The sequence below is a fragment of the Mucilaginibacter sp. Mucisp86 genome (assembly GCF_047324315.1).
Lineage (GTDB): Bacteria > Bacteroidota > Bacteroidia > Sphingobacteriales > Sphingobacteriaceae > Mucilaginibacter.
Map to the genome: position 1 here is coordinate 1673587 of NZ_CP168503.1, position 26921 is coordinate 1700507.

Sequence of the window (26921 nt, forward strand, 5' to 3'; positions counted from 1 at the left end):
AAAGCCGCTTTATTTACTGTAAAGCGGCTTTCGTGTTTGGCAAGCATTAATTTACGGTTGCAGCCAAACCAATTTAACACCCTTATTACCATGTTGGTTCTCAAGCTTCAGTGTTACATAAACATTGTTTTTCCTATCATAGTCAGATATAGAGAATAACGCGAGGTCATGATCGCGCTTACCCGCAGGATTACCAAAAACGTAATCGCGTTTTAAAATAGGGTCGACGCCTTTAAGCGGATAGTAAAAACCATCACAGTTGCTTACAGCTTTAACAGTCACTAAGCTACCTTTTTCCAGGGCATCGTTATTCCTTTCGGTATCATTAAACAAAACAAAACTTTTAGGCCCTGCGCTCAAAAACACAAATGGTTTAAATTGATTTCCATCTCCCAAGATCTGCAATGTCCCCTCACGCTCCGATTGATAAAAAGGATTTAAATACCAATTTGGTAATTCCTGATCCTTGCGTATAAGATAGTCATTGATAAACTCACCCGTTTTGCTGTAATTTACTATCGCCAAATCGCCCAAAGTTGTTTTGACATATCTGCCTTGTACTAACGTCTTCATTTCTTCAGATACAATACTAAATGTGCCGTCGTCATTTAAATACAGGTTTTGCGGCAACCCACTGAAACCTTTTTTTGAATATTGATTGAGCCGATCTGAAGGCGAAACAACATTAACCCTGTTTATTTTTTTTGCATAAGGGTCAACAAAAGCCATAATTGGTATATAGCCGTTATCTCTGCTTTTCTCTTTTACCAGTGTTAACAATATTAATGATTTCATTACCGGGTTATAGCGGACAATTCCCTGGTAAACTATAAGATCTTTTGAAAAATCGAGCTCAGTAAAACTTACGGTTTTGGCACCCTTATCTAAATTTGCCAAAATAAGCGACCTATCTTTAGCACTCGCCCCCTTGGTGTTGTAGCCATATATCAAAAGGCTCACCTTCTCGCTGCCAATAACAGCCATATCCACACAGCGCAGATATTTATATTTCTCTTCCGGAGATGAATAAAAAGCCCGGTTAATCTCCTTGTTATCATCACCGTAAGCAATAACCTCAATCCGTTTACTTTGTTCAGATTCAAATCGTCTAAATATTACAACAGCATAATTGTCGCTGTTAGGGTCTTTCTGTACATAAAAGTCAGGAGCCGTCAAACCGCCATATATAACATCAGATTCGCCGAAAAAAATACCTCTTTTACTTACCTCTGCTATTTTTTTGTCGTCCTTTACATTGCCGGTTTTACCATCAATGACAATACGGTACAACATAGGTGTACGGGAATCAATTACATTGATCATCATAACAACATCACCGGCCAGTTCAAAAACCGCATTAACACCTGCATTAATACTGCCGAATGATGCATCAACATGAGTTATGGCTGTTTCCTGATGTGCTGCATTATATATCCGGATGTTCATTCCTTTTTTATAATCAATAAGAATAAACATGGTATTGCCATTTTTGAGCTGAAGTATTTTGGCTCTTCCAGCCTCAGGTTCTTCGAAGGCCGGGCTTTCGGCAAGAAATTTAAATTGTGCCTTTACAATGATGCCGCACAATAGCATTAACACGACCAACAAGGCAGTCCTTTTCATTTAGTGATAATTAATTAGGTGATAATTGTGTACTTATTTAGAATAAAAGTAACAAAATTGTTGGTGTATAAAAATTGACATCAGGCAAAATATTAAAATCATATATATTGCCAACATGGCCTTTCATCATTCCGGGAAGTTTTACCGACAATATCAATTTTTTACCGGCATTTCTCCGATGTTTTACCCCTGTTCACCGATAACCATACTTACTTTGCCTAATAAGCCTAACGGCAGGGAGGCATTTGTGCGCAATTTTGGACCACTAAACAACAACAAATAAATGCCATGAAAACTCTACTTGCAATTCAATTGATCCATTTGGTAATGAAAGCCGCGGAACACGCCGTTGCTATCGCGCACTCAATCGGTCATTTAATAAAATAATGTCCCGGCCCCCGAGGGATGGTTATTTCACCTTTATCAAATCAATAACAAAGCCCATACGTTATTCAGAAAAGGTAAAGCGTATGAAAAAGGGAGATGAAGTAACCTGGAAATGGGGAAAATCAGAAGCTGAAGGCCATATCGTTAAAAAGCATGATAAGCCGGTAAGCAAAACTATAAAAGGCGCAAAAGTTAAACGCAACGCCAGCAAAGAGGAGCCCGCTTATGAAATTGAACAGAAAAACGGCAGCAAAGTGCTGAAATCTGAAAGTGAATTAAAGGCCCGCTAATCCCCCGAAAGGGGAATATTTGCGAACAGTATTTTTTAGCCCGGATGATGAGCATCCGGGCTTTTTCATTTTCTTCGTACTAAGGGGTAGTCTGAGTAATTAAAATAAAGCAACCTTTAAGTATCCCTCCGTCGTCATTGCGAGGTACGAAGCAATCCCAAACTATACAGAGCGAACTTAATTGGCTATTCTGAAAACCGGGGATTACTTCGTATCTTATATAACAACACAATTGCAATCTTCTGATTATCAAATATTTTTTTTATTTTCATTATCAATTTGGGCGTTACCTGCGGCCCGGGCTTTCCGTTGCAAGTCCTCGCCTTTCCTGCCCGCAGACCCAACCCGCGCTGTGGGCTTTACACTGCAATCCCTAACGCTGGCCTACGCACCATAACTGCAAAACCCAAAACTATATGTTCTTATTTATACGTCATCACATTTTTTCAGGACCCGCCTGATCAATGACGTCTCCTCAAAAACTCCCCTTTTCACCGTAAAAATTATGTACTTCACCGAAAAACTCATGGTTATTTCATGAATCTGATGCATTTTTACCCTATGACAAAACAACCTATCATCACTGTAAACAACCTGGTAAAAAACTATGGCGATTTTGCAGCCGTTAAAGGCATTAGTTTTGAAGTTTACGAAGGTGAGATTTTCGGCCTGCTTGGCCCTAACGGTGCCGGTAAAACAACCACCCTCGAAATTATAGAAACCCTTCGTAACAAAACATCCGGCAGTATCATTGTTGACGGCTTTGATATTGAAACCGACGCTGATAGTATCAAAAAGCGTATAGGCGTGCAGTTGCAGGCTGCCGGTTATTATCCTAACCTTAACCTGTCGGAGCTGATAGTACTGTTTTCAGGTTTATACGGCATTGACAAAACACCGATGGAGATGCTGGAAAAAGTAGCGCTTACCGATAAAGCAAAGGCAAAATATAAAGACCTGTCCGGCGGACAAAAACAGCGTTTCTCCATTGCTACTACGCTGATCAATAACCCAAGGATCATATTTTTGGATGAACCCACAACAGGACTCGACCCACAAGCCCGCCGTAACCTCTGGGATTTGATCCGTGAGATCCGCGACCAGGGCACTACAGTGGTAATTACCACCCACTACATGGATGAAGCCGAAGTACTGTGCGACCGGGTTGCCTTTGTAGACAACGGCCACATCATCGGCATTGATACCCCCGACCATTTTATTGACGAGCTGGTAGCCTCCGGTTTTGAACGCAAAAAGCAGGTTAAACTCGCCAACCTGGAAGACGTATTTATCAATCTCACCGGTAAAGAATGGCGGGAAGGATAACCCCCGGCCCCCTGAAGGGGGAGCCAGTATGCAGTTTTAAGTTTGCAGTTAGCACTCTAAAATGCTCCATGCCCTAATGACGCCGACAGACAAAATGACTCAATGACCTAATGACGCCTAATGGCAAATGACATAAAAGAATGAACAAACCTTACAGCAATACAAAAGCAACCCTGGCAATTGCCCGTGCAAGTTTCCGGTCGATATTACGCAGCCCTTCGGCGGTAGTGTTTACACTGGCTTTCCCGTTAATATTTATTATTGTTTTTGCCAATATTGGCGGCGGTGGCATGTCAATAGATGTGGGCATAGCTAAGGGCAGCGATACTTCTGCCAGTAACCCGGTTTACATGGCGCTGAAAAAAAACAAGATCATGCACCTCATTACTGATCAATCGGCCGATGAAATGAGCAAAAATCTGGCAAAGGGAAATATAGATGCAGTTCTTGACCTTAAGCCATTTGCACCACCGGCGGCCATGACCGTTCATGTGCAGTACAGCGAGGCATCGGGCGATAAGGGAAGCGTGTTAAAATCAGCCCTGAACAACATCTTTTATCGTATTCAATCAGAAGAGTTGAAGCGTATCCAATCATACACAACTGTTCAGGTACCCAAATTAATCGATCTTAAAGAAGAAACTATAAGCGGTCGCCCATATAAATATATCGACTTTATTTTGCCCGGACAGTTGGGCTTTTCGTTGCTAAGCAGCGGCGTTTTTGGTACAGCCTTTGTATTCCTGAGTTTGCGTTTAACGCTGGTTATCAAGCGTTTTTTTGCTACCCCGGTTAAACGTTACAGCATTGTTTTAGGTGAAGCTATCGCAAGGCTGGCGTTTTCGCTGTTAGGCTCATTGTTTATCATATTGGTTGGCCATTATATGTTTGGCTTCACGCTGATACACGGCATTACAACAGTATTAAACATGCTGGTGCTCTCGGCCATCGGACTGATTATTTTTATGGGCTTTGGCTTTACCGTATCGGGCATTGCCAAAAACGAAAGCTCGGTGCCGCCGCTTTCTAATATTATTACATTGCCGCAATTCCTGCTTTCGGGTACGTTTTTTTCAATCACCGCCTTCCCAAATTGGCTGCAGTATATCAGCAAGGTGTTACCGCTTACGCATTTAAATGACGCTATGCGTAAGGTAGCGTTTGAAGGAGCTGGTTTAGGCGATGTTACCCACCAGTTGCTGATACTTTTTGCATGGTTCATCGGCATTTATGCTGTTGCAGTGAAAACATTTAAATGGGAATAGCGGGAAAGATGCAAGACTTTTAGAAATAAGAGCCAGGAATTTGAGATTTGCGGATTACCAACCTCGCCGCCTCTTTACTTCGACCTATAAAAATTTGTAAAATTCAGACTTACGAAGTTTTAAAAACTTTGTAAGTCTACAATCCTATTTACTAATAGAATGCCAGTTCAATAATTAACATTAATTTAACATTAACCATGTTAATATTAACATTCAGATAACATTTAGGAAATATATTTGCAGAAATAACTCCTGTAATGATAATCAAACCAGTTAGTTTTGCCGCCTTAGTATTCTTTTTGTTAACTACATGTTCAATTACCGTTAAGGCCCAGGATTCAAAGGTAGGCACCTGGGGAATAGTTACCGTTGTGCTACCTGGCGACAGCGCTCATAAGTGGGGTGGTTATACCGAGTTTCAAACCCGTACCAACAATGTTTTCAGCCAGTTTCAATACTATGAAGCAAAGGCTGGCATAAGTTACGATATTGATAAAAATTTCACAGCGCTTTTAGGCGGCGGCCGATACACAACTTATGACTATATGGATGTTGGCCGGGGCCCTACCATTACCGAAACACGCTTTTGGGAACAAATTACCAGCAATCAGTTTCTGTACCGTATAAAATTAGAGCATCGCTACCGTGTAGAACAACGCTGGGTTAACGGTGATTATCGTAACCGCTTCAGATACCGACTTAACGTATTTGTACCGTTGAACAATACTAAAATTGTGGCTAAAACCTGGTTTATCTCTGCTTTTGACGAGGTATTCCTGAACAACAAAGTCCCTAATTTTGAACGCAACAGAATTTCGGCTGCGTTGGGTTACCAGTTTGATAAATCGTGGATCTTACAGGCAGGCTGGATTAACCAGTATAATTACTCGGCGACAGCTAAAAGCGATAAAGACAATATCATGCTGATCCTGATGTACCGTATCCAGCGTAAAAATGCGGTTCTGCGTGAGCACGTACCTACTACTGCCGATTGATTTTCCAGTTACCGTGTCCTCACGGCAACTAACCAGCATTAAATCAATGCACGCATGCTGTCGTGAGGACACGACAGCGGAGATGAGAATTAGGTATTATTTACCTTAAAGCCCGCATTAGCGATAGTAGCGGATACCGGCCATGTGACTAAGGCCTCGTGCAGTATGAGTGGATAGCGCGGGCCGCAGGCAATGCTATAATATGAACTATGATTTTTGAGATCGAAGGATTGTCAGGATACTTCTGCCCGAGCTCGAATTAAACGAATTATCTGAATTTATTGAATACTTATTCACGCTTTAGTTCGGCAAATTCAACAAATTCGGGTTCAGATATCATCCTTTTTGTAAAAAAATAGCCCATTACATATTAATTTCATGTTAAATCACATCATTAATTGCCTATAATCGTTACAAATACAAAATTTCAATTGCGTTTTCCTTATTTACACATTAACTTAGCCGCCGTTATTAATAGTATTCATTCAAACCACACTCTGACAATTCACTATGAGCATAATAATTGATGTGCATGCCCGCCAGATCTTAGATTCGCGCGGTAACCCTACTATTGAGGTAGAAGTTTTAACCGAAAACGGCGCATTTGGTCGCGCTGCTGTACCATCTGGTGCATCAACCGGCGTTCACGAGGCCGTTGAGCTTCGCGATAACGACAAATCAAAATACATGGGCAAAGGCGTTTTAAAGGCCGTTGAAAATGTAAACGAAGTTTTAGCTCCTGAATTAAAAGGTATCGATGTGTTTGAACAAAATGCTATCGACGCTTTAATGATTGAGATTGATGGCACCGAAAACAAGGGTAAAATTGGTGCTAACGCTATATTAGGTGTTTCATTAGCTGTAGCTAAAGCTGCTGCACAGGAAAGCCGTCAGCCTTTATACCGCTACATTGGTGGTGTAAACGCTAATACGCTGCCAATCCCGATGATGAATATCGTTAACGGTGGTTCACACTCTGATGCTCCTATTGCTTTCCAGGAATTTATGATCATGCCCGTTGGCGCTCCTTCATTCTCTGAAGCTTTACGTTGGGGTACCGAGGTATTCCACAACCTGAAAAAGATTCTTCACGACCGCGGTTTATCAACTGCAGTAGGTGACGAAGGTGGTTTTGCTCCAACTTTTGAAGGAACTGAAGATGGTGTTGAAACCATTTTAAAAGCTATTGAAAAAGCAGGTTACAAAGCTGGTGAAGATATCTTTATCGCGTTTGACTGTGCTGCATCTGAGTTTTACAAAGACGGTAAATACGACTATACTAAATTTGAAGGCGAAAAAGGTGCTATCCGCACCAGCGCTGAGCAAGCTGATTACCTTGCCGAGTTAGTTGCAAAATACCCTGTTATCTCTATCGAAGACGGTATGGCTGAGGACGATTGGGAAGGCTGGAAAATCTTAACCGACAAAATCGGTAAAAAAGTACAGTTAGTAGGTGACGATTTATTTGTAACCAACACTAAACGTTTACAAAGAGGTGTTAGCGAAGGTATTGCTAACTCAATCCTGGTAAAAGTAAACCAAATTGGTTCATTAACCGAAACTATCAACGCAGTTACTTTAGCTCAAACCAACGGTTTCACTTCAGTAATGAGCCACCGTTCGGGCGAAACTGAAGATTCAACCATTGCCGACCTTGCTGTTGCATTAAATTGCGGTCAGATCAAAACCGGTTCGGCTTCACGTTCAGACAGGATCGCTAAATACAACCAGTTATTACGTATCGAAGAAGAATTAGGCGCTAACGCTAAATTCATCGGTAAAGATTTCAAATACTTCAAAAAATAATCTTTTTAATACTTCAAAAGGCCATCTGTATTATGCAGATGGCCTTTTTTATTTTAACAATCTGGCCGAATAGAAATGCATAAACCGCCACGCTTTGTCATCCTGAGCCATAGCGAAGGATCTTCTTCAACAAGCATGGCTGCTATACAGGGCGAAGAAGATGCTTCGTTCCTACCCATGACATTTTTTTAAAATTGTTACACTTAACTTAATTCGGATCTTCCACAAACAGATACTTGCTAACAAGTATTTTCATACCTTTGCACCCGCAATCAAAGCCATATAATTAAACCAAAGCAGTTACGTTATATTAAATTGTTAAAATAAACTAATGAACAGAAAAGGGATTTTGAGGATATTGGGGATAGTGCTGATATTGGTTGTAAGCATTGGGCTTGACAGGGTTACTAAAATTTACGTAAGGGAGCATATCCACATCAGTGATAACATTTTTGTTATCAAAAACTTTTTCACCATTCTTCATGCCGAAAACACGGGTGCTTTTTTAAGTCTTGGCGACTCATTGCAAAACCCATGGAAATTCATCTTGTTGTCGTTACTGCCATTACTGGCACTTGCCTTTGGGGTGTTTTATGTAATGTTAAAACCGTCAATAGGTAAATTAACCACTATTGGTATTGTTTTGGTTATAGCCGGTGGCGCAGGCAACCTTTATGACAGGATGCTATACGGCAGTGTAACCGACTTTATGCATATGAATTTCGGTATCTTCCAAACCGGCGTATTCAACGTGGCCGACGTATCTATTATGATAGGTATGGGCCTCATCTTATTGGAGTCATGGCAAAAAGACCGCAAGGTAAAAAAGGAACAGGGAGCTCCTGATACCGAAACGCTGGCAGCTTAATCCAGTGCAGCTCTTGCTCTTAAAATTTTCTTAACAATAAAAAGCGTATCTTTGCGGGTAATTACCCGTTCGCTTACGGTTTTGAGCCCAGCAAACTCTTCAGATCCGCTTATGCTTTCGCGTTAGCACATTATACATTACAAAAGATCAAATGTCATTCGAAAATTTAAATTTAATTGAGCCAATCCTCAAGGCTTTAAAAACAGAGGGATATACTAATCCTACCCCAATACAGGCGCAAGCCATTCCTATTATATTACAACACAGGGATTTATTAGGTTGTGCCCAAACCGGCACCGGCAAAACCGCGGCATTCGCTATCCCTACCCTGCAGTTATTACACCAGGACAGGATAGCCCACAAGGAGCAAAAAACCATTAAAGCATTGGTTTTAACTCCAACCCGCGAACTTGCCTTGCAAATTGGTGAAAGTTTTACCAATTACGGTAACCATACAGGCCTTAAAAATCTGGTAATATTTGGCGGGGTATCACAAAACCCGCAGGTTGATGCTTTGCGCCGTGGTGTTGATATTTTAGTGGCAACCCCGGGTCGCTTGCTTGATTTAATGAACCAGCGTTATGTTCATTTGGAGCATGTTAAATTCCTGATACTGGATGAGGCCGACCGCATGCTTGATATGGGCTTTGTTAATGATGTTAAAAAGATCATAGCCAAAGTACCTGCCAAAAGGCAAACCCTCTTCTTTTCGGCCACCATGCCAAAAGAGACCCAGAGCCTGGCAGATAGTATTCTGAACAATCCCGAAAAGGTTGAAGTTACCCCGGTTTCTTCTACCGCCGATACTATACAACAAGCGGTTTATTATGTGGATAAGGGAGATAAAAAATCATTGCTGATACACATCCTGAAAGATAAAAGTATAAAAACGGTACTGGTGTTTACCCGTACCAAACACGGTGCCGACAAAGTAGTGAAAGACCTTAACCGTGTTGGCATCACCGCCGAAGCCATCCATGGTAATAAATCACAAAATGCAAGGCAGCGTGCGTTAACTAATTTTAAAAACCGCACAACGCGTGTGTTGATAGCTACTGATATAGCAGCCCGCGGTATTGATATTGACGAGCTTACACACGTTATAAATTACGAACTGCCAAACATCCCTGAAACCTACGTGCACCGCATCGGTCGTACAGGCCGGGCTGGCGCCAATGGTATAGCGTTTTCATTTTGCGATGCCGAAGAACTGGAATTTTTGAAAGACATCCACAAGCTGATAGCCAAACAAATCCCGGTTGAGGAAGGTCACCCTTACCCACTTAGTCCGGCGGCTATGGCGGCTAAAATAAACGAAGCACCTAAAAAAGGTGGTTCAGGTGGCGGTCAAAGTGGCGGCGGCGGTGGTCGTGGCGGCAACCGTAGGTCTGGTGGTGGCGGCAACAGCCGTTCGGCAGGCAACAACCGTTCAGGTGGCAATAAAAGATCAGGCGGTAGCCGTTCAGAAGCCGGTAAACCCGGCGGCAAAAGCGGCATGAGTGGAGCGAGAAGAGCATAGTTCATTAGTTCACTGGTTCATTAGTTCATTGGTAAAGGCGCTAAAATTAAGTCGCAGTAAATCATCTCTGTAATAAAAGTTGGACAACTTAACCACCAATGAACTAATGAACCAATAAACTAAATTTGTATCCGTCGAAAAAATTAAATAGCTTTAAATGAAAATCATACAGCCGGTATCAATGAAACGCCTTATAGATCTTTTCAAGAACAAGTTTTTTCTGGTTACCCTTGCTTTTGTGGTGTGGATGATATTTTTTGACAGAAACGATCTTTTTTCCCAATACCAATATCACCAACAAGTTAAAAAACTAAGGCTTGAGCGCGATTTCTACAAAGCCCAAACCGACCAGGTGACCAAAGAGCTTAAAGAACTGACCACCAACCCCCAGCAAATGGAAAAATTTGCCCGCGAAAAATACCTCATGAAAAAAGCCAACGAGGACGTTTATGTGGTAGTGCCGGAGAGCAAGGAGAAGTAAGAAGAAGCAAAAAAAGCGAGGCCTTGCCTTCTCTACTCCTGAATCTTACCGTCTTGACTCTACTACCTAAACCTCTCCTTCCCGCTTCCTCAAAAACCACTCGGTTGATAGCAGTAACAGGATCAACCCAAACAACCATTTTATATCTATCAGATCGCTGTAATGTTTATCCTCGTAAACCACCGTTTTGATATTTTCGTTTTTGCGGATCAGATCGGCAAGCAGGCTAATCTGTGAAGGTTTGATCATTTGCCCGACGCCTTGCTTAGCCAGCGCATTAAGCAGCGAATGGTTAGCGGCACTTTGGCGGGCTTCGAGGTTTAGTGGTTTTATGGTGAATTGCCCCGCGGCTTTAAAATCCTGCTTTCCATTTTGAGTTGAGGCGTTGTATGTGTATTCACCTATAGGCAACGCTCCGGCATCTAACTGGTAACTTTGCCCTGTGCGCGTAAACAAGAAGCTGTAGTTTTTCCCCGCCGCGCTTTTCAGCTCTATCTTTACATCGGGGGTATTGATAAGTTCAAGGGCGTCGTTATATAATTCGGCGTTGAGGATCACATTTTCACCTTCATCAAATACGTTACGTGCCGGATAGACACGAAAACGCTGTCGATTGGCATTTGCAGTTAAATACTGTACTGTTTGGCTCAACAGTTCATCTGTAGCATTCCGGCTGCCATAATTTTGAAATTCGGACAATTGCCAGCGCCAAATCCCTTCGCCTGCAAGCACAGCTACACGCCTACCAGCCTCATCGCCGAAGGCAAGTAACGGATATGTAGTAACTACAGCGCCGATCTTTTGCTTCAATAAAACCGAAGTGCCGGTACCTGTTCCATAACTCCCAAAGGGTGCCACCAACGGCGGAAAGACGGCAATCTTTCTCCTTGCCGAATCAGACAGCGTAAAAGCTGTAAAATCATTCACGGGCAACGGCATCACCTCCTGTGTTTCGGCCCTTCCTGCACTTATGCGTATGGTGTTTTGTTCGCTGTTAACCGCCTGCAAATTACTTTGCGAGCCCACTATATACCAAACCGGCGTTTTGCTTTTAGCTATAAAATTCTTTATCGGGGCATATTCCCCGGCCGAAAGTTGATACAGGATCACTAGGCTGTAATCGGCAGGTTTAATGGCAGCTGCATCGGCAAGGGAACTCGCCTTTACCTCAAAGTTTTTATTAGTTTCTATAGCTTGTTTAATTACCGTTAAATCGGGGTGCGGACCATTATATAACAGCAAAACTTTTTGCCTTGCATCCAACACTTCCACATAAATGGTTTCGGTATTGTTTTGGGTGGAGAGTTCGTTTTTTATGGGCGCAATGTTGATATTAAACTTCCGGAGCCCTTTTTTTGAGGCATTCAGTTTTATGGGGACGATTTTTTTAAAATCATTTCCGGTAACCGGGATGCTTTGCGTATAAACCTGTTTGCCATCTTCAGTAACCGTAAGGTTCATGTTTTCGCCCTTGCTTTGATAAGCCGTGGCAAGCACTTCTATCACAAAGTCGTTCCCTAAAAAGGCGGTCTTGTTGTAGTTTACGTTGCCAATGAGCAGGTCGCGCTTAGCGGTGGTATCGCCAAGGGCTATGGTGTAGATACTGGTTTTGATATTCCTGGCCTCATATCGCGGATCGTTACCCTGGTTGTATAAACCATCTGTCGCCAATACCAACGCGCCGATGTTTTGATTGGTAAACCTGTCGTTAAGCTGATGCAGTGCCCCCGCAATATCGGTTTGTTTACCGCTAAAGTTTTTTGAGAAGCCAGGATGCAGATCTTTATCGAAATTAAACTCCTGCACATCGTATTTATCGCCAAGCTGCTGTTTGAGTTTAGCCAGATCATCAATAAACGCTGTGGAATTAAACCCAACCGGTTTAAATGTGTTGATAGATGATGAATTATCCTGGGCGATGAGGACTAAAGGTTTTTGCGGCTCATATTTAACCGTTTTCACCAATGGAGAAATGAGCAGAACAGTTATGAAAAATACAGTAACAGCGCGGATGACAGCCAGGATATAACGTAAGTTTTTACCAAGTTCAACCGGCTTGCGGTACATGAGCCAGGCATATGCCAAACCAAGCAATAAGCCGGCAGGCAACCACCATCCCGAAACAGAACCCCATGTAAGTGAAAACATTTGTAGCTTATAGTATCGTTGTCAAAGGCGCGGGGCATCCGGCCCAATAAACATTACCTGCAAAATGCGAAATTATTGTGAAAAGAGGGGAATAAGTTTTTAACCTCACCCAACCCTCTCCAAAGGAGAGGGCTTAAAAAAAGCTTTTCAAGTCTCCCCTTTTGGGGGAGATTTAGAGGGGCGTATGCTTACAACATACCACCATCAACAGGGATAACCTGTCCGGTGATGTAAGCGGCCATATCTGAAGCCAGGAATACACAGGCATTGGCTACGTCTTCGGTTTCGCCGGGACGTTTAAGCGGAATGCCTGCTGCCCAGCCTTCAACAACTTTAGGGTCGAGCACCTCGGTCATTTCGGTACGGATAAAGCCCGGGGCAACAACGTTAGTTCGGATGTTACGTGAACCCAGCTCTTTAGCTACCGATTTAGAGAAACCAATAATACCTGCTTTTGAAGCGGCATAGTTGGCCTGGCCAGCATTACCCTGCACACCAACAACCGAGCTCATATTAATGAACACACCTTTGCGGTTTTTCATCATGATTTTTGAAGCTGCCTTGGTAACGTTGAATATCGATTTCAGGTTTACATCAAGTACTTCATCCCAGTTCTCCTCGGTCATGCGCATCAGCAGGCCGTCTTTAGTGATCCCTGCGTTGTTAACCACAATATCAAGCGTGCCAAAATCAGCAACAATATCGGTGATCAGTTTATCAGCTTCCTCAAACTTGGAAGCATCAGAACGGTAGCCTTTTACTTTGGTGCCAAAGCTTTGCAGTTCCTGTTCAAGCGCCTGACCTTTTTCAACTGATGATAAATAAGTGAAAGCTACGTTAGCGCCATGCTCGGCAAATTTTTCGGCAATCTTACGGCCTATTCCTTTTGACGCGCCGGTAACCAACGCGGTTTTTCCTTCTAATAATTTCATAATTAAAGTATATGATTTCAGGGCGGTGAAGTTAGCAGTTTTTTGTTTCTGTTCAAATGAGTTCATAGTTGATGGTTCATAGATCATAGTAACAGCTTATAGTTCATGGTTCATAGATCATGGTAAAAATGTCGAAGCAAAAGCTATGAACCATGAACTATCATCTATGAACTAAAAATCTATTTCAAATACTCCGCCGGTATTGGATTATCCTTCCGTTCGCCGTCATAAAACCAGGCCAGGATCCAGAAGCGGGTGCCATCGTTAAACAACTCAATACTATTGATGCCACGTTCGGTTACAGGGCCATTGGCTGTGTTACGTGATTCGTATGTGCTCCATACGTGGTAAATACTGCCAAATTTTTCAACCCGGCGGGCTATCTCGCGTTCATCAAAACCATTTTTTGACAGTGATGGATCGGCCAGTTTATGGTATTGCTTCAGGGTCATATAACTAAACTGCTGCTTGCCCTGCTTATCTATATACCCCGCGCCAACATGGGCATTGGCAATATGCAGCAGACTGTCGCGCTCATAGCTTACCTTTTCGCCTTTCTTAACGGTGACCACACCATAATAGGCCTTCATGATACCATCAAGGGTACTTACATTATCGCCATATTTGGTAATCACCTGCGAGTGCGCAGGAAAAGTGATGGCAATACTAACAATAGCAATGAGCAGCGGCAGGATATTCTTTTTCATGAAGATCAAGGTTTTATTAACGATCAGATTTTGATTTAATTAACAAAAAATATCCGGGATGGCATAGGGCAGAATAACTAAATATCTTAAAATAAAAATGTCATTTCGATTGAGCGGGAGAGATTAGAGTACCTGGGCGAAAGAGAAACCTTATACGCCTAAACGTGCCTTAAGCATAGCGTAGAAGATTTCTCCTCGCAGCCACCCCTTCTGTCCTTTATGCTCGTCGAAATGACATTTTTCTATAAGAAGGTAAGATTAAAAAGTAGTATTCAACGATACCCCATAAGTACGCGGATTACCTAAGTGTGTCGCGCCAAAATCATAGGCATAATCAATGTATTTTTTATTGGCGATGTTACTCTCCCAGAAAAACAGACCGAACCTTTTGGTGCTTACACCTACCCTTGCATTAAACTTGCTGTAGCCTTTTTGCTCAATCTGGTTAGCGAGGTCAAAATACTGGTCGCCAAGGTAGCGCCATTCGCCACGGGCAATCAGCTTAGTTTTCAGCGGGCCGCCCAGGTCATAACCATACTGCAGTGCCAGCATGCTGGTGATGTTAGGCGTATAAATTTGCTTATTGCCTTTCAGGTTCACTTCCTCGCCATTGTTACCAACTACCAATGTAGTATAACGGGCATGGGTATAACCAAAGTTGTAATCAAACTCCAGGCCTTTAACTGGTGTGGCGTTGATTTCGGCCTCGATGCCTTTGCTGCTTAACTTACCTGCATTTTTAGTGATGGTGATGGCATCGGGCAGCACCAGCGTTGGCACCTGTGCATCGGTAATACGGGTATAAAACGCGGTTACGTTTACACGCAGGCGGTTATCTAAAAAGTCGTTTTTTGAACCTACTTCAAAATTATTGCTGTATTCCGGCTTGAAAGAATAAAGTGGCGGAGATGATGGATCGGAACCTAATTCTGTAATACCACCCGCACGGAAACCACGGCTATAGGTAGCAAACAAATTGTTATGTGCCGATACGTGGTAAGCCAAACTAACTTTAGGTGTAAAAGCTTTGTAATGTGCCGTTGACGATGTATCCGAGCGGGTAACAACCGATTCTCCTCCGTTTGGCAGAAACTCGCCCATTACATTTTCTTTTTTATGCTCATAATCATAGCGCAAACCAGCTGTAATATCAAATTGTTCACTTACAGCATAAGTAGCTTGCCCGTAAACAGCTATGCCATAATTACGGTCGGTATTGGTGTTGATACTTGTAAAATCGGTTATAGGTGAGCCAACCGCGGCAGCATCATCACCAAAATAGGTACCCTGCCTGTTTGGCGCGTAGTGATAAAAGCCATAGGTACCTGCTGCCCATTTCAGTTTTGAGGTTGATGAAGCCGGAGAGGTAAAGCGAAATTCCTGGATGGTAGTTTTTACTTTATTCCATTTGCCACCGTAGTTGTTTACGATAGATACCGCATCGATAGGTGAAAAGTCGCCATCGATAGGTGTTGTATAATAACGGTTATTTACCTGGTAAGATGTTTGCGAGGTAAAGTTAAAATCATTGCCACTGTAGTTAGCCGTTAACGATGACTGGAAGGTATTGTCAACCATTTTGGTGGTGGCATTCTGATTAACCTCAAACGGATGGCTCAGAGCCTCATCAGGCGAACCGGCCAAAGTGAATGCGCCGTTATTACGGTTATTGTAGTTTTTAACATTCAGCGTAAAAGCAAGCTTTGAGGTAGCCAAAAACTTCAGGTAATAGTTACCCAAAAAGTAATGCTGTTTATCAAAATGTGTATTATTAAACGTATTGGTATAAAAGCCATTAAAACCCGAATAGATTCCGGCTACGCCTAAATACAACTTATCTTTTACCAATGGCGCTTTAATGCCTAAGGTATACCGCTGCTGATTATAATTACCAACGTCAACTCCGGCAAAACCACTCAAGGTATTTGATGGTTGTTTGGTGATCACATTGATAACACCGCCAGTAGCATTACGGCCATAAAGCGTTCCTTGCGGACCACGTAAAACTTCTATCCTATCCACATCCAGCAATTGAGGGATGTAAGTATCCAGCCCATATTGGTTTACACCATCAACATAGGTTGCAACAGCAGGATCATACGATGTGGTAACAATACCACGGATGCCTGTAACAGTACGGCCATCGCCGGGGGCGCCTGAGTTTAAGTTAGGTACAATAGCGGTAAGGTCTTTCAAATCCCAAAGCCTGTAATCCTGTATCTGTTTGGCCGATAGTGTTGAGATACTGAATGGTACACGCTGGGCCTGTTCTTCTGTTTTTTGGGCCGATACCGTAACTTCATCCAACTGGTTGCTGGCATCATTCAACTGAATTGTTATCGGGCGACTGGTACCGATCATATTTACCGGTATGTTTTTGGCCGCGTAACCAATAGCGCTGATATGCAGTGTATATTTTCCGGTAGTTATATTTTTTAAAACAAACTTCCCGCTTTTGTCGGCGCCAGTTTGGTAGTTGGTATTGAGCAGGTACACAGAAGCGCCTGCAACAGGTTGATTCTTGCTATCGGTAACGGTGCCCGAAAAATCACCCGAGGTTTGGCTCCGGGCCGAAAATGCAATAATAATAAGTAGTAATAAAGTAAATAATTTACGCATAAAATAGGTGTAGTTAAATGTGTACGGATCACACATTGTAATCGATTGTCAATAATAGCAATTGACAAACAATTAACAGCTATCCCGCATAAATATTACTTAAAGTTTATAAAATATATCATCTGCGTTTTTTGGGGTATGCCAATGCTTACATGATGGGTTAAGAAGAAACGTTTTATACGCAGGTGAAAACAATGGTGCCTTGTGGGAGATGTGTCTTTTAATCAATATTTATAAATATGGGCGTTGCCTGCGGCCCGTGCTATCCGCTCATACTACACAGGCATTAGCCACAAGGCCGGTATCCGCTCCTATCACTAACGCGGCCTCTCACACCATCCTTTAAATATATTTTACACGCTATCACTTTTTTTCAGGTTCGCCGATAGTTACTCGCAGATCACTTGGGGCAGATGAATTTATAGCAGGAAACAATACAGCCTACTCATTCAACATAAACTTATCTACTCCATCGGCCGGCCGCCACTTATCAGCAGGTTCAAAATAATGCCATAGCAGGGCCGATATTTTTTTGATCAGCAGGCCTGCTTCATTGCCGGGCGTCCAGCTGGTATCGGTATTATGATTGGTAATGATCGAAAATACATAGTCACTATGTGGGGCGTTAACCAGCACTGTTTCTGAGCGAGATTCATCAACAGCGCCCTGTTTGGATATGGTATGCACATAAGGCGGAATCTGCGACAACGCATGCTCGTCCCAATAAATGCGGCCCATGTTACGGTACATTCGCTCGCTGGCTGCCGGGCTCACAGCTTTTCCTTCGCGGATCATGGTAAACAATCGGCACATTTCGCGCGGGGTACTTACCCCCCAACCGTATATTTTGCGCATAGCCTCCCTCCCGGGAGCTCTTGAATTTACCCGCATTACTTTAAAACCATTTTGATCGAGCCAGTTGTTGATATACTCGCTTCCCACCAGCTTTTGCAGCCAAAGGCTTGCAGTGTTATCGCTCATGGTGATCATGAGCATGGCAACTTTGCTTAGCTGCACGGTGTCTTTATCTTTAAACGAACCCAGCAGGTCTTCACCGGCGTAAAGCAGCGAATCGCGATAACCCAGTTTCTGGTTATATTTCAGTTCGCCCTTTTCTATCTTATCCATCACCCCGCATTGAATACTTACTTTGATCATGCTTGCCGTTGGGAACAGGGTATCGGCATTGATCTCCGCAGTTTTACCGGTTTTAAGATTATGCACATAAATGCCAACCTGTCCGTGAAAATCTTTCACCGCATCATTCAATTTAGCGGTGAGTTTACCATCAGTTTGAGCAAAAGCTGATGCTGCCAATAACAGCAACAGCAGGGTGAGTTTATGTTTCATGAGATGAGCGATCTGGAAAAATGAAAATACAAATTTTTAATCGTTGAGCAACTATGCGTTCAACCCGGAGGTACTACTCAAAACTATGTTTTCTATATTTACAAAAACTCGCGTAGCACATGAACCATTTTGTTGATATCACCAACCGCAAAGTACTGTACCGCTTATTGCTTAACATCGATGCGCAGGCTAAGCCGCTTTGTGGTAAAATGACGCCTCAACAAATGATCGAACATCTTATAACTCAGGTTCAATACACCAACGGCGTTAAAATACCAACCTGGGATGGGCCTCATGAAAACACCGCGGCACGTAAGCAGAATGGTATTTATACCGATAATGAAATGCCCCGCAATATCATTTTAGAAGAGTTACCCGAAACGCTAACCTACCCTGACCTGGAAACAGCTATTAATCAATTAATGAAAGAGTTGGATACGTTCGACAGGCATTTCAACACGCTTGACCTTAAAGTGATTCACGGTGGCTTCGGTCCATTGGATTATAACGAATGGATCATTTGGCATGGCAAACATTTTACGCATCATTTAAAGCAGTTTGGGGTGATAGATTGATGCCATAACCATGTGAAACGTTAATTAAATAAATTTTGTAAATTTGAGTATGCAAGTTCAGGTAGATATAGGGTTTGATAACAATGAACTAAAAGAATTGGAGTCATTTTTATTGCTTGCTCCTACTTTCTCTGATAAGCAAATTGCAACAATCAATAAAACGCGTAAGGCTATTAATAAATGGCGGCCCCAAAAAGGCTCGCGCGTCAAACTTTAATTTTGCAACCATGGAGATCCGTGAAGTGATTAATATAGATCATGATATTTTGGGAGGTCAGCCTGTGTTTGCCGGCACACGAGTACCCGTTGATACACTCTTTGATCATCTGGAGGCCGGGATTTCGCTTGCCGATTTTTTAGAAGATTTTCCATCTGTAAAAAAAGAACAGGCCATTGCACTGTTAGATATTGCCAGTAAAATCGTAACCTCAAAGAATATCACCCAACTCTATGAAGCTGTTGCTTGATGAGAATCTCCCTAAAAAATTAAAACTTGATTTTCCCGAACACGAAGTATATACTGTAACCGATAAAGGGTGGAACGGTATAAAAAATGGAGGGCTTTTAAAACTTTTACTCAGTAAGGTTTTGATGCCTTATTAACTTTTGATAAAAATCTCCAACATCTACAAAACTTTAAAAAGTACACCATCAGTGTTTTCGTATTAATTGCTCCAATTAATACCCATGCCGAATTATCAAAGCTTGTGCCTCTAATAAAAAGACATATTAAAAAGAGCAAAGTCACCCCCGGTCCAATTATTATCAGCATATAGCAAATTGCGTATACGTTTATATTTATATACGTATATACCTATCTTTACGGGCTATATATGAAATTTATCCGCTGGCTTTTAATCCCTTTTTCGCTGATCTATGCCCTTATTGTGGGGATCCGTAACTGGTGTTATAACCGGGGCATCTTCAAAAGCTCCGGGTTTGATATGCCGGTTATCGTTGTAGGTAATCTTGACGTTGGCGGTGCCGGCAAAAGCCCCATGACCGAATACCTGATCAGACTGTTAAAAGACAGTTATAAAATAAGCACACTCAGCCGGGGCTATGGTCGCACCACAAAAGGCTTTTTAATGGCATCTGCCGAAAGCAAAGCCTCCGATATTGGCGATGAGCCTGCACAATTCAAACATAAATTTCCGGATATTGATGTTGCCGTTTGCGAAAAACGTGTAACCGGTGTTGAACAATTGAAAGACAATCATGATATTATCATTTTAGATGATGCTTACCAGCACCGGGCACTTGAACCGGGCATGAGCATCTTACTTTTTGATTATAGCCGGGTTAACGAGCCTCACTTCCTGCTGCCGGCGGGTAACCTGCGCGAATCATTTGCCGGGCGCAAAAGGGCAGATGCGATCATCATCAGTAAATGCCCTGCCTCCCTTACCGATCTTGAACAGGGCCGGGTAATTAAACGGATCAAGCCTTATCCTCACCAGTCGCTATTTTTCACTACTATTAACTATCTTCCCGCTCAAACTATGGAGGGAGCAACGGTTGCCAATGCTATCGACAAGCAAACTACGGTTTTCCTGCTCACAGGGATAGCTAATCCTAAGCCATTACTGGCATATCTGAAAAAGCAAACCGAACTGCTTGTTCATCACAATTATCCCGACCATCACCGTTTTAGCTTAAAAAATATCAGTAAACTTGCCAATGATTTTTCGGCCTGCTCCTCACAAAAAAAAGTGATCATCACAACAGAAAAGGATGCACAACGTTTAGGGGAACAGGACCTGCTTCCGATGGTTAAAAAACTGCCCGTTTTGGTGCTGCCCATAGGCATTAGTTTTTTAAATAACGGGCAACAACAATTTGACGAATTAATACAAACATATGTTAGACAATATTGAAGGCACCGCGCAATACATCAAAAACCGAATAGGCGATTTTGTACCCGAAGTGGGGATTATCTTAGGTACCGGTCTTGGAGGCCTGGTAAAAGAAATTGAGGTTGAAAAACAGCTCATGTATTCTAACATACCTGATTTTCCGATCTCAACGTTGGAGTTCCATTCGGGCAAACTTATTTTTGGTACGCTTGCAGGTGTTAAAGTTGTTGCCATGCAGGGCCGCTTACATTATTACGAAGGCTATAATATGCAACAAATCACCTTCCCGGTGAGAGTGATGAAATACCTGGGCATCAAAACGCTTTACGTATCAAACGCCAGCGGTTCGCTTAACCCCGATTTTAAAAAAGGCGATTTGATGATCATTGAAGATCATATTAACCTGCAACCGCAAAACCCGCTGGTTGGTCGTAATTATGAAGAGCTTGGCCCACGGTTTCCGGATATGAGCGAACCTTACCGCCATGATATGATCGAGAAAGGTTTAGCTATTGCGCAAAAAAATAATATCACCTGCCATAAAGGCGTTTACGTAGCGGTAACCGGCCCTAACCTCGAAACCCGTGCCGAATACAAGTACCTGCGCATTATTGGAGGCGATGCGGTTGGTATGAGCACTGTGCCCGAAGTTATTGTTGCCAACCACATGGGCATCCCAACATTTGCCATTTCAGTATTAACTGACGAAGGCTTCCCTGAAATATTGAAGCCGATAACGCTTGAGGAGATCCTTGCTATTGCGCAGGAAGCCGAACCTAAAATGACCCTGATACTTAAAGAACTGATAGCCGGTAATTAATGCGCCAAAAGCTCAAATATATTTTTTTATTGCTGATGTGCCTGTCGGTACAGGCCGCTTTTGCGCAATACGGTACCCGAACTAATCCACGCAACCTGCCCACCCGCGATACTGCGCGCCGTCAGGAAAAACAAATGACCGACGATCAGCTCCTGGACAGTTTGCGCCGTAAAGAAGAAAACAAAAAGGATTCGGTAGTCTTCAGTTCCAAATTTATCCGCGTTACCAACGAGCGCTTGCTGAACGATAGTACGCAGTTGTTTCCGATTGATACCGGTATTACAAATTTCGAGATCTATAGCCCACTTATTGATCCACGCAGCCCGCGGATCCATTTGGGTAATATTGGCTTATCGCAACGGCCTCTACTTTTTGAGCCCAGCAGGACTATCGGTTTTGACCTCGGTCTGCATGCCCTTGATATTTACGCGTTAAAACCTCAGGATATTAATTACTATAATACCCGGGTACCCTATACCAAGCTTACATTGTACAATGCCTTTGGTGGCTCGGCTATCCAGTTATTCAATATCGTCCATACCCAAAACATAAAGCCCAACTGGAATATTGGCTTTAACCTTAATTTCAACGGATCAAAGGGCTTTTATAACTATAACAACGTGCTGGGCCAAAACGTAAGTGATTTGAATGCATCCATTTTTACCTGGTACGAATCAAAAAGCAAACGGTACAACTTGCTGGCCAACCTGTTGTTTAACAATCTCAAGGCCCCCGAAACGGGCAGTATCCTCAACGATTCGGTATTTACCAGCACCAATGTAAACAATGCCTTTTCAAAAGACAGGGCAGCGGTACGACTGCCTTATAGTTATGAAAACTGGAACGATAAAGGACTTTACATTAAACAGTTTTACTATTTAGGTCGGATAGACAGCCTAAATAAAGGCAAGGATAACTCAAAGATCCTGCCTACCCAACGCGTATCACATACTCTTCATATCTCAAACAGCAGGTACCTTTATAAGCAAAGCGGAGTTGATACCTATAATGTGTTCCCCGATTATTATTACAGTAATAACCGATCGCGGGATTCAACAGTCGTCACGCATATTCAAAATGAGTTTTCGTACAGTTTTTACCTCCGAAGCAAATCGGTGAAATTTGTTAAGAATGAGCTCAAGCTTGATCTGGGCCTTGTGCATGACTTTTACTCTTATAACCAGTATGTAAGTGATACCACGCTTAACCAATACGGTGCAAAATACATTCACCAGGATAAAGTACAGCACAATACATTTCAGGACATTACGCTGAAAGCTAAACTGGGATACCGTTTCAGCGATCGTATAGCCCTTGATGCAGATTTCAGGCAAATTGCCCAGGGCCGTGACTTTGGCAACTATTTGTATGATGCCAAACTTACCCTGGCAGGCGGCCAAAAAACTGGTAAGATCGTTTTAGAGGCCTATTCGCAAAACAGCTCGCCGCCGTTGGTTTATAACAACTGGATCTCCAATCATTATATTTTCCATAACGATTTCAGCAATCAGAAAACTACCAGCGCATCGTTCAATTACATTAACAATGCCCTGCAAATTGATTTAAAAGCTGAGTATTTTTTGATTAGCAACTACCTGTATTTTACGGCACAGGATGGTGGCAGTGATGTACGCCCGGCGCAACTTGGCAGTTCCATCAACCTGTTAAAAATAAGCCTGGGTAAAAACTTCGCTTATAGGAGCCTGCATTTTGATAACTATGTCGTATATCAAAAAACCGACTATCAAAACACGCTTCGTACGCCTGAAGTATATGCTTACAGCAGCCTGTATGTTAACAGGGTTTTGCTTAATGTACTACACGCCAGTATGGGTATAAATGGAAGGTATAACACAGAATATGTTGCCCCTTCATATGCCCCGGGCCTGGGTCAATTTTATAACGGCGCAAACGTAACTTTTTCATCATACCCTATATTTGGAGTGTTCTTCAAAGCAACTTTACAGCGAACCAACCTGTTTGTTGCTTATGATTATATCAATCAGCGTGCATGGAGCAAAGGCTACTACACAGTAAACCGCTATCCGCAACAGGATGCCATCCTGAAGTTTGGCGTTTCGTGGACTTTTTATAATTAGTAAAGCATCCTATACAATTCAAAAATTGCCTTAGACTGGCGCAAGTCTTGCGTGGCAGGCATGAGGGTGGATAACTTGTGCCTTTTGAGGTTAATATACTACTTCAACTTCACTCAAAATGCCACCTTTTTCTTCATAATTAGAAGCGCTGCTATAAACATATGCAGAAGCCTCGTTGACCCATCCCGCTTTAACGGGGTTTTGATGAATATAATCCAATTTTTGATCAAACATATTTGAGTTGGGTTCAATTTCTATCGGATGATTTTCTTGCTGCCATAGCTGATAATGGGTATTATTTAATTTGCTTTTCCTGTATCGGAAAAGAGTTTAAGCATCCAGTGCTTTCGGCTTTCCATCGGATTTTCTATGATCTCCCTGATAATTTTAACAGACGAAAACTTTTTCATATCCCGCATAATAGCTGATAGACTTTGATCGCCTTTTTTGCCTATGAGCAAATGAACATGATTGCTCATTATAACAAACCCATAAATAACTAAGCCCTTTTCCTTCATGCAATAGCGAAAGCTATCAAGCAAGATATCACGATATATGTTTCTTGTAAAAACATCCACCCAATGAACCACAGCAAAGATTACGAAGTAGACGCCCTCTGGGTTAGCGAATTTATATTTGGTACTCACACGCTGAAAATAGTTAAATATAATAAAGAAAGCAAAAGTGAGCGCCCCTCCAGCCAGCCACACAACACTTGCGCTAAAAAACGTCTAAAAAAACTTAAAAAACTGTTCCTACCCCTTCAATTCCTCACTAAATGTTAACCTGTTACCAAAAGGGTCATGAACGGTCATGGTGATAGTCTTGTCATTCCATTCGGGTACTTCCAAACCCGGGCGATTATATTTGTATTCTTTGGCGATTAGATGGGCATGATAGTCCCTTAGTTCGGTAAAATCGTCAATAGCCACGTGGCTGCCTGGGCTTGAGTCGCCGTGATGCTCGGACAGGTAAAGCACAACGTCGCGCAGCGAAATTTGAATGTATACAGGTACACCCTCGGGCTTGTGTTCCCAATCGGTTTTAAAGCCGAGCCAGGTAATATAAAATTCAATGGCTTTATCATAATCAAAAATTCGGAGGATAGGTTTTGTTATTGACATAGGTAAAGTGACTGTTAAACAAATTTAACGGAAAATGTCGCCGCTTTTGTACAACGAACGCGCTTGTTTTCAATTAACTGGCTGCAAATGTTAATAGATGTTAAATATGACTAAAACGGCCTTGTAAATTAGGTTTCCATACAACAGATACCTTACTTTCGTCGGCACATTTCTCCCCCTCGTCTATTACATTGAGTGCGGGTTTAAAATGAGGCTACCTTAGCATGATATGTTTAAACGGATAAAACCGGCGCTGATTATCGAAATTTGTATCCATCTGTTATTTTGGGCACTGATTATTTTTACGCCCGTAATTTCCAGGCCGGATATGCGGGGTTTTCCGCAACCAGCCTTTTCGCTGGGTCATATCATCAGTTTTAACCTCGTTCTGGCGGCCGAATTTTATCTCAATGCTTTCCTCCTTATTCCCGGGATCCTGAAAAAGAATATCTGGCTTTACTTTTTTGCGTTGCTTGCCTCTTTTGTGGTATTCAATATCATATTGATGACCGTACGGCATTATTTTCCTGTACCTCATTTTCCCTGGATGGGGCAACATCACCGGCCAAAAGGACCTTACCTGGTTATATTCCCATTGCTGTCCATTACGGCAGGGAGTTTTGCCTATCATTACCTGGCCGATCAATTTAAGGCTATCAACAAAAAAAAGGATATTGATAATGCTTCGCTGATCTCTGAACTGGCCTTTTTACGCTCACAGATCAGTCCGCATTTTATTTTTAATGTAATTAACAGTGCAGTGGCGCTTTCACGGTTAAACCCCTCGGCAGTTGAGCCAACACTCATCCAGCTTTCCAAATTGCTCCGGTATATGCTTTATGTAACCGATGCGGAAAAAGTTACGCTATTCCAAAAAGAAGACTATCTCCGCAGCTATATCGAGCTGCAGCAGCTCCGTTTTCGCGACCAGGTGAAAGTGAGCTTCAGTTCTGATATCAAAGCTCCCGAAAAAACGATAGAACCCATGCTGCTCATCCCCTTTGTGGAAAATGCCTTTAAACATGGTACTGGAGATATTGAAGCACCGGCCATAGCCATCACACTTTTTACCGACGAAAAAAACCTGCGTTTCAGCGTACAAAACGTGTATAACCCTACCGAAGACAGTAAAGATAATGCCTCGGGTATCGGTCTTGCCAATGTTAAACGCAGGCTTGAACTGTTATATCCTGGCAAACACAACCTATATATCAATCAAAACGAGCAGGCTTATATAGTTATGCTGCAACTGGAACTTAAATGATGCGATGTTTAATAATTGACGATGAGCCGCTGGCGCTTGATCTGCTTGAAGATAACCTGAAACACGTGAACACCATACAGGTAGTAGCACGTTGCCGCAACGCAGGCGAAGCGATCATTGCCATGCAAAAGGAGCAGATAGACCTTATTTTCAGCGATATATACATGCCTGGCATTAACGGCTTACAACTTATCAGAAGCCTCACCCAAAAACCTATGGTAATATTTGTAACCGCTTATGAAAAATTTGCGGTAGAAGGTTTTGAACTTGATGTGGTTGATTACTTGGTTAAACCCGTGCCCTTAGACCGTTTTTTGAAAGCCTGTCATAAGGCGCTTGACTTATATGAGCTTCGTCGCAGTTATGTACCGCAACCTACAACTAAAAACTATTTCTTTTTGCATGCTGATTATAACCTCGTTAAGATCAGCTTTGACCAGGTTGAATACATTGAAGGCCTTAAAGATTATATTAAAGTACATCTCATCAATCAGCAAAAACCGGTATTATCCCGTATCAGCCTAAAAGCTATTGAACTGCAATTACCTCCCGACCAGTTTTTCCGGGTACATAAATCATACCTCGTTAACCTGGATCATGTATCGCAAATGCGCCGAGCCCGCATCAAACTAATCAATACTGAAATACCTTTAAGCGATGGGTATCGTGATGTGATCAACAGGATGATCGGGAAAGCGTAACATATTTTCCCTAATCATCTTGGGCGCTGTTTGGGGTCTTTGCCTTCAGACAAGGTTAGAAATATGTCATTGCGGGCGTAGCGCGGCAATCGCACACTATACAGGGCGGCTTTGCTTCCGTGCGATTGCCGCGCTACGCTCGCAATGACATGGTTTTTCAGGCAAT

At 42.5% G+C, this 26921-nt stretch carries 25 protein-coding genes; 16 read left to right on the plus strand and 9 right to left on the minus strand.

All coding sequences use genetic code 11. The annotated features are described in order from the left end of the window. Window positions 1–51: 51 nt before the first annotated feature. Complete coding sequence (locus ACEN9X_RS06725) at window positions 52–1623, minus strand: hypothetical protein (RefSeq protein ID WP_413669662.1); 1572 nt, start codon at window positions 1621–1623, stop codon at window positions 52–54. A gap of 470 nt (window positions 1624–2093) precedes the next feature. On the opposite strand from ACEN9X_RS06725, the gene ACEN9X_RS06730 reads away from it, so the two are divergent. From ACEN9X_RS06730 to ACEN9X_RS06765, 8 genes are all read left to right on the plus strand, one after another. Beyond that, window positions 2094–2300 carry a DUF2945 domain-containing protein gene (locus tag ACEN9X_RS06730; protein ID WP_413669663.1) on the plus strand — a complete coding sequence of 69 codons (207 nt, stop codon included), beginning with the start codon at window positions 2094–2096 and terminating at the stop codon, window positions 2298–2300. A 561-nt stretch (window positions 2301–2861) separates the two neighbouring features. Then, on the plus strand, window positions 2862–3626 hold the full coding sequence (locus tag ACEN9X_RS06735; protein WP_413669664.1) for an ABC transporter ATP-binding protein: 765 nt from the start codon (window positions 2862–2864) through the stop codon (window positions 3624–3626). A 140-nt stretch (window positions 3627–3766) separates the two neighbouring features. Continuing rightward, window positions 3767–4891 carry an ABC transporter permease gene (locus ACEN9X_RS06740; RefSeq protein WP_413669665.1) on the plus strand — a complete coding sequence of 375 codons (1125 nt, stop codon included), beginning with the start codon at window positions 3767–3769 and terminating at the stop codon, window positions 4889–4891. Between the two features lie 257 nt (window positions 4892–5148). Continuing rightward, window positions 5149–5886, plus strand: coding sequence for a DUF2490 domain-containing protein (locus tag ACEN9X_RS06745; RefSeq protein WP_413669666.1), 738 nt, complete (start codon window positions 5149–5151; stop codon window positions 5884–5886). 510 nt (window positions 5887–6396) lie between these two features. Beyond that, on the plus strand, window positions 6397–7692 hold the full coding sequence (eno, locus tag ACEN9X_RS06750; RefSeq protein WP_090528991.1) for a phosphopyruvate hydratase: 1296 nt from the start codon (window positions 6397–6399) through the stop codon (window positions 7690–7692). Between the two features lie 331 nt (window positions 7693–8023). Then, window positions 8024–8560: a signal peptidase II gene (gene lspA, locus ACEN9X_RS06755; RefSeq protein ID WP_413669667.1), complete on the plus strand. Its 537-nt coding sequence runs from the start codon at window positions 8024–8026 to the stop codon at window positions 8558–8560. Between the two features lie 151 nt (window positions 8561–8711). Then, window positions 8712–10079 (plus strand): DEAD/DEAH box helicase, encoded by a 1368-nt coding sequence (locus tag ACEN9X_RS06760; RefSeq protein WP_413669668.1) that lies wholly within the window; start codon window positions 8712–8714, stop codon window positions 10077–10079. A 157-nt stretch (window positions 10080–10236) separates the two neighbouring features. Next, the gene (locus ACEN9X_RS06765; RefSeq protein ID WP_413669669.1) at window positions 10237–10560 is read left to right on the plus strand and encodes an FtsB family cell division protein; all 324 of its coding nucleotides are present in this window, start codon (window positions 10237–10239) and stop codon (window positions 10558–10560) included. A gap of 66 nt (window positions 10561–10626) precedes the next feature. On the opposite strand, the gene ACEN9X_RS06770 is transcribed toward ACEN9X_RS06765, so the two are convergent. The 5 genes from ACEN9X_RS06770 to ACEN9X_RS06790 form a co-directional block, all read right to left on the minus strand. Beyond that, complete coding sequence (locus ACEN9X_RS06770) at window positions 10627–12708, minus strand: hypothetical protein (RefSeq protein ID WP_413669670.1); 2082 nt, start codon at window positions 12706–12708, stop codon at window positions 10627–10629. Between the two features lie 188 nt (window positions 12709–12896). Next, a complete protein-coding gene (fabG, locus tag ACEN9X_RS06775; RefSeq protein ID WP_413671118.1) occupies window positions 12897–13640 on the minus strand; it encodes a 3-oxoacyl-[acyl-carrier-protein] reductase in 744 nt (247 codons plus the stop codon). Between the two features lie 179 nt (window positions 13641–13819). Next, on the minus strand, window positions 13820–14347 hold the full coding sequence (locus ACEN9X_RS06780; RefSeq protein ID WP_413669671.1) for a hypothetical protein: 528 nt from the start codon (window positions 14345–14347) through the stop codon (window positions 13820–13822). Window positions 14348–14605: 258 nt separating this feature from the next. Next, window positions 14606–16966, minus strand: a complete 2361-nt coding sequence (locus ACEN9X_RS06785) for a TonB-dependent receptor (RefSeq protein ID WP_413669672.1) — start codon at window positions 16964–16966, stop codon at window positions 14606–14608. Window positions 16967–17407: 441 nt separating this feature from the next. Further along, window positions 17408–18316, minus strand: coding sequence for a serine hydrolase (locus ACEN9X_RS06790; RefSeq protein ID WP_413669673.1), 909 nt, complete (start codon window positions 18314–18316; stop codon window positions 17408–17410). Between the two features lie 119 nt (window positions 18317–18435). Here ACEN9X_RS06790 and ACEN9X_RS06795 point away from each other — a divergent pair, with 119 nt between their 5' ends. The 6 genes from ACEN9X_RS06795 (at window position 18436) to ACEN9X_RS06820 (ending at window position 23666) form a co-directional block, all read left to right on the plus strand. After that, window positions 18436–18891: a hypothetical protein gene (locus ACEN9X_RS06795; protein ID WP_413669674.1), complete on the plus strand. Its 456-nt coding sequence runs from the start codon at window positions 18436–18438 to the stop codon at window positions 18889–18891. Window positions 18892–18940: 49 nt separating this feature from the next. After that, window positions 18941–19108 (plus strand): hypothetical protein, encoded by a 168-nt coding sequence (locus tag ACEN9X_RS06800; protein WP_413669675.1) that lies wholly within the window; start codon window positions 18941–18943, stop codon window positions 19106–19108. A 10-nt stretch (window positions 19109–19118) separates the two neighbouring features. Next, a complete protein-coding gene (locus ACEN9X_RS06805) occupies window positions 19119–19358 on the plus strand; it encodes a DUF433 domain-containing protein (RefSeq protein ID WP_413669676.1) in 240 nt (79 codons plus the stop codon). 366 nt (window positions 19359–19724) lie between these two features. Further along, entirely contained in the window at window positions 19725–20768 is a 1044-nt protein-coding gene (gene lpxK, locus ACEN9X_RS06810; RefSeq protein ID WP_413669677.1) for a tetraacyldisaccharide 4'-kinase, read from the plus strand. After that, the gene (locus ACEN9X_RS06815) at window positions 20752–21567 is read left to right on the plus strand and encodes a purine-nucleoside phosphorylase (protein ID WP_091218692.1); all 816 of its coding nucleotides are present in this window, start codon (window positions 20752–20754) and stop codon (window positions 21565–21567) included. Before lpxK ends, ACEN9X_RS06815 begins: the two co-directional genes overlap by 17 nt. Further along, complete coding sequence (locus tag ACEN9X_RS06820; RefSeq protein WP_413669678.1) at window positions 21567–23666, plus strand: putative porin; 2100 nt, start codon at window positions 21567–21569, stop codon at window positions 23664–23666. The genes ACEN9X_RS06815 and ACEN9X_RS06820 overlap by 1 nt, the downstream gene beginning before the upstream one ends. Before the next feature lie 90 nt (window positions 23667–23756). Here the strand turns inward: ACEN9X_RS06820 and ACEN9X_RS06825 are convergent, their stop codons facing one another. The 3 genes from ACEN9X_RS06825 to ACEN9X_RS06835 form a co-directional block, all read right to left on the minus strand. Next, window positions 23757–23900 (minus strand): hypothetical protein, encoded by a 144-nt coding sequence (locus tag ACEN9X_RS06825; RefSeq protein ID WP_413669679.1) that lies wholly within the window; start codon window positions 23898–23900, stop codon window positions 23757–23759. Between the two features lie 65 nt (window positions 23901–23965). Continuing rightward, entirely contained in the window at window positions 23966–24376 is a 411-nt protein-coding gene (locus ACEN9X_RS06830) for a transposase (RefSeq protein ID WP_413669680.1), read from the minus strand. Window positions 24377–24421: 45 nt separating this feature from the next. Continuing rightward, window positions 24422–24790 carry a glyoxalase superfamily protein gene (locus ACEN9X_RS06835; protein ID WP_413669681.1) on the minus strand — a complete coding sequence of 123 codons (369 nt, stop codon included), beginning with the start codon at window positions 24788–24790 and terminating at the stop codon, window positions 24422–24424. A gap of 229 nt (window positions 24791–25019) precedes the next feature. Here ACEN9X_RS06835 and ACEN9X_RS06840 point away from each other — a divergent pair, with 229 nt between their 5' ends. Both ACEN9X_RS06840 and ACEN9X_RS06845 read left to right on the plus strand, forming a co-directional pair. Further along, complete coding sequence (locus tag ACEN9X_RS06840) at window positions 25020–26054, plus strand: sensor histidine kinase (RefSeq protein WP_413669682.1); 1035 nt, start codon at window positions 25020–25022, stop codon at window positions 26052–26054. Then, window positions 26054–26755 carry a LytR/AlgR family response regulator transcription factor gene (locus ACEN9X_RS06845; protein ID WP_413669683.1) on the plus strand — a complete coding sequence of 234 codons (702 nt, stop codon included), beginning with the start codon at window positions 26054–26056 and terminating at the stop codon, window positions 26753–26755. The genes ACEN9X_RS06840 and ACEN9X_RS06845 overlap by 1 nt, the downstream gene beginning before the upstream one ends. Window positions 26756–26921 lie beyond the last annotated feature (166 nt).

Excerpts from the sequence above, each read along its gene's own strand:
- ACEN9X_RS06725 (WP_413669662.1), bottom strand. The coding sequence starts at position 1,623 with ATGAAAAGGACTGCCTTGTTGGTCGTGTTAATGCTATTGTGCGGCATC.
- ACEN9X_RS06730 (WP_413669663.1), top strand. The coding sequence starts at position 2,094 with ATGAAAAAGGGAGATGAAGTAACCTGGAAATGGGGAAAATCAGAAGCT.
- ACEN9X_RS06735 (WP_413669664.1), top strand. The coding sequence starts at position 2,862 with ATGACAAAACAACCTATCATCACTGTAAACAACCTGGTAAAAAACTAT.
- ACEN9X_RS06740 (WP_413669665.1), top strand. The coding sequence starts at position 3,767 with ATGAACAAACCTTACAGCAATACAAAAGCAACCCTGGCAATTGCCCGT.
- ACEN9X_RS06745 (WP_413669666.1), top strand. The coding sequence starts at position 5,149 with ATGATAATCAAACCAGTTAGTTTTGCCGCCTTAGTATTCTTTTTGTTA.
- eno (WP_090528991.1), top strand. The coding sequence starts at position 6,397 with ATGAGCATAATAATTGATGTGCATGCCCGCCAGATCTTAGATTCGCGC.
- lspA (WP_413669667.1), top strand. The coding sequence starts at position 8,024 with ATGAACAGAAAAGGGATTTTGAGGATATTGGGGATAGTGCTGATATTG.
- ACEN9X_RS06760 (WP_413669668.1), top strand. The coding sequence starts at position 8,712 with ATGTCATTCGAAAATTTAAATTTAATTGAGCCAATCCTCAAGGCTTTA.
- ACEN9X_RS06765 (WP_413669669.1), top strand. The coding sequence starts at position 10,237 with ATGAAAATCATACAGCCGGTATCAATGAAACGCCTTATAGATCTTTTC.
- ACEN9X_RS06770 (WP_413669670.1), bottom strand. The coding sequence starts at position 12,708 with ATGTTTTCACTTACATGGGGTTCTGTTTCGGGATGGTGGTTGCCTGCC.
- fabG (WP_413671118.1), bottom strand. The coding sequence starts at position 13,640 with ATGAAATTATTAGAAGGAAAAACCGCGTTGGTTACCGGCGCGTCAAAA.
- ACEN9X_RS06780 (WP_413669671.1), bottom strand. The coding sequence starts at position 14,347 with ATGAAAAAGAATATCCTGCCGCTGCTCATTGCTATTGTTAGTATTGCC.
- ACEN9X_RS06785 (WP_413669672.1), bottom strand. The coding sequence starts at position 16,966 with ATGCGTAAATTATTTACTTTATTACTACTTATTATTATTGCATTTTCG.
- ACEN9X_RS06790 (WP_413669673.1), bottom strand. The coding sequence starts at position 18,316 with ATGAAACATAAACTCACCCTGCTGTTGCTGTTATTGGCAGCATCAGCT.
- ACEN9X_RS06795 (WP_413669674.1), top strand. The coding sequence starts at position 18,436 with ATGAACCATTTTGTTGATATCACCAACCGCAAAGTACTGTACCGCTTA.
- ACEN9X_RS06800 (WP_413669675.1), top strand. The coding sequence starts at position 18,941 with ATGCAAGTTCAGGTAGATATAGGGTTTGATAACAATGAACTAAAAGAA.
- ACEN9X_RS06805 (WP_413669676.1), top strand. The coding sequence starts at position 19,119 with ATGGAGATCCGTGAAGTGATTAATATAGATCATGATATTTTGGGAGGT.
- lpxK (WP_413669677.1), top strand. The coding sequence starts at position 19,725 with ATGAAATTTATCCGCTGGCTTTTAATCCCTTTTTCGCTGATCTATGCC.
- ACEN9X_RS06815 (WP_091218692.1), top strand. The coding sequence starts at position 20,752 with ATGTTAGACAATATTGAAGGCACCGCGCAATACATCAAAAACCGAATA.
- ACEN9X_RS06820 (WP_413669678.1), top strand. The coding sequence starts at position 21,567 with ATGCGCCAAAAGCTCAAATATATTTTTTTATTGCTGATGTGCCTGTCG.
- ACEN9X_RS06825 (WP_413669679.1), bottom strand. The coding sequence starts at position 23,900 with ATGTTTGATCAAAAATTGGATTATATTCATCAAAACCCCGTTAAAGCG.
- ACEN9X_RS06835 (WP_413669681.1), bottom strand. The coding sequence starts at position 24,790 with ATGTCAATAACAAAACCTATCCTCCGAATTTTTGATTATGATAAAGCC.
- ACEN9X_RS06840 (WP_413669682.1), top strand. The coding sequence starts at position 25,020 with ATGTTTAAACGGATAAAACCGGCGCTGATTATCGAAATTTGTATCCAT.
- ACEN9X_RS06845 (WP_413669683.1), top strand. The coding sequence starts at position 26,054 with ATGCGATGTTTAATAATTGACGATGAGCCGCTGGCGCTTGATCTGCTT.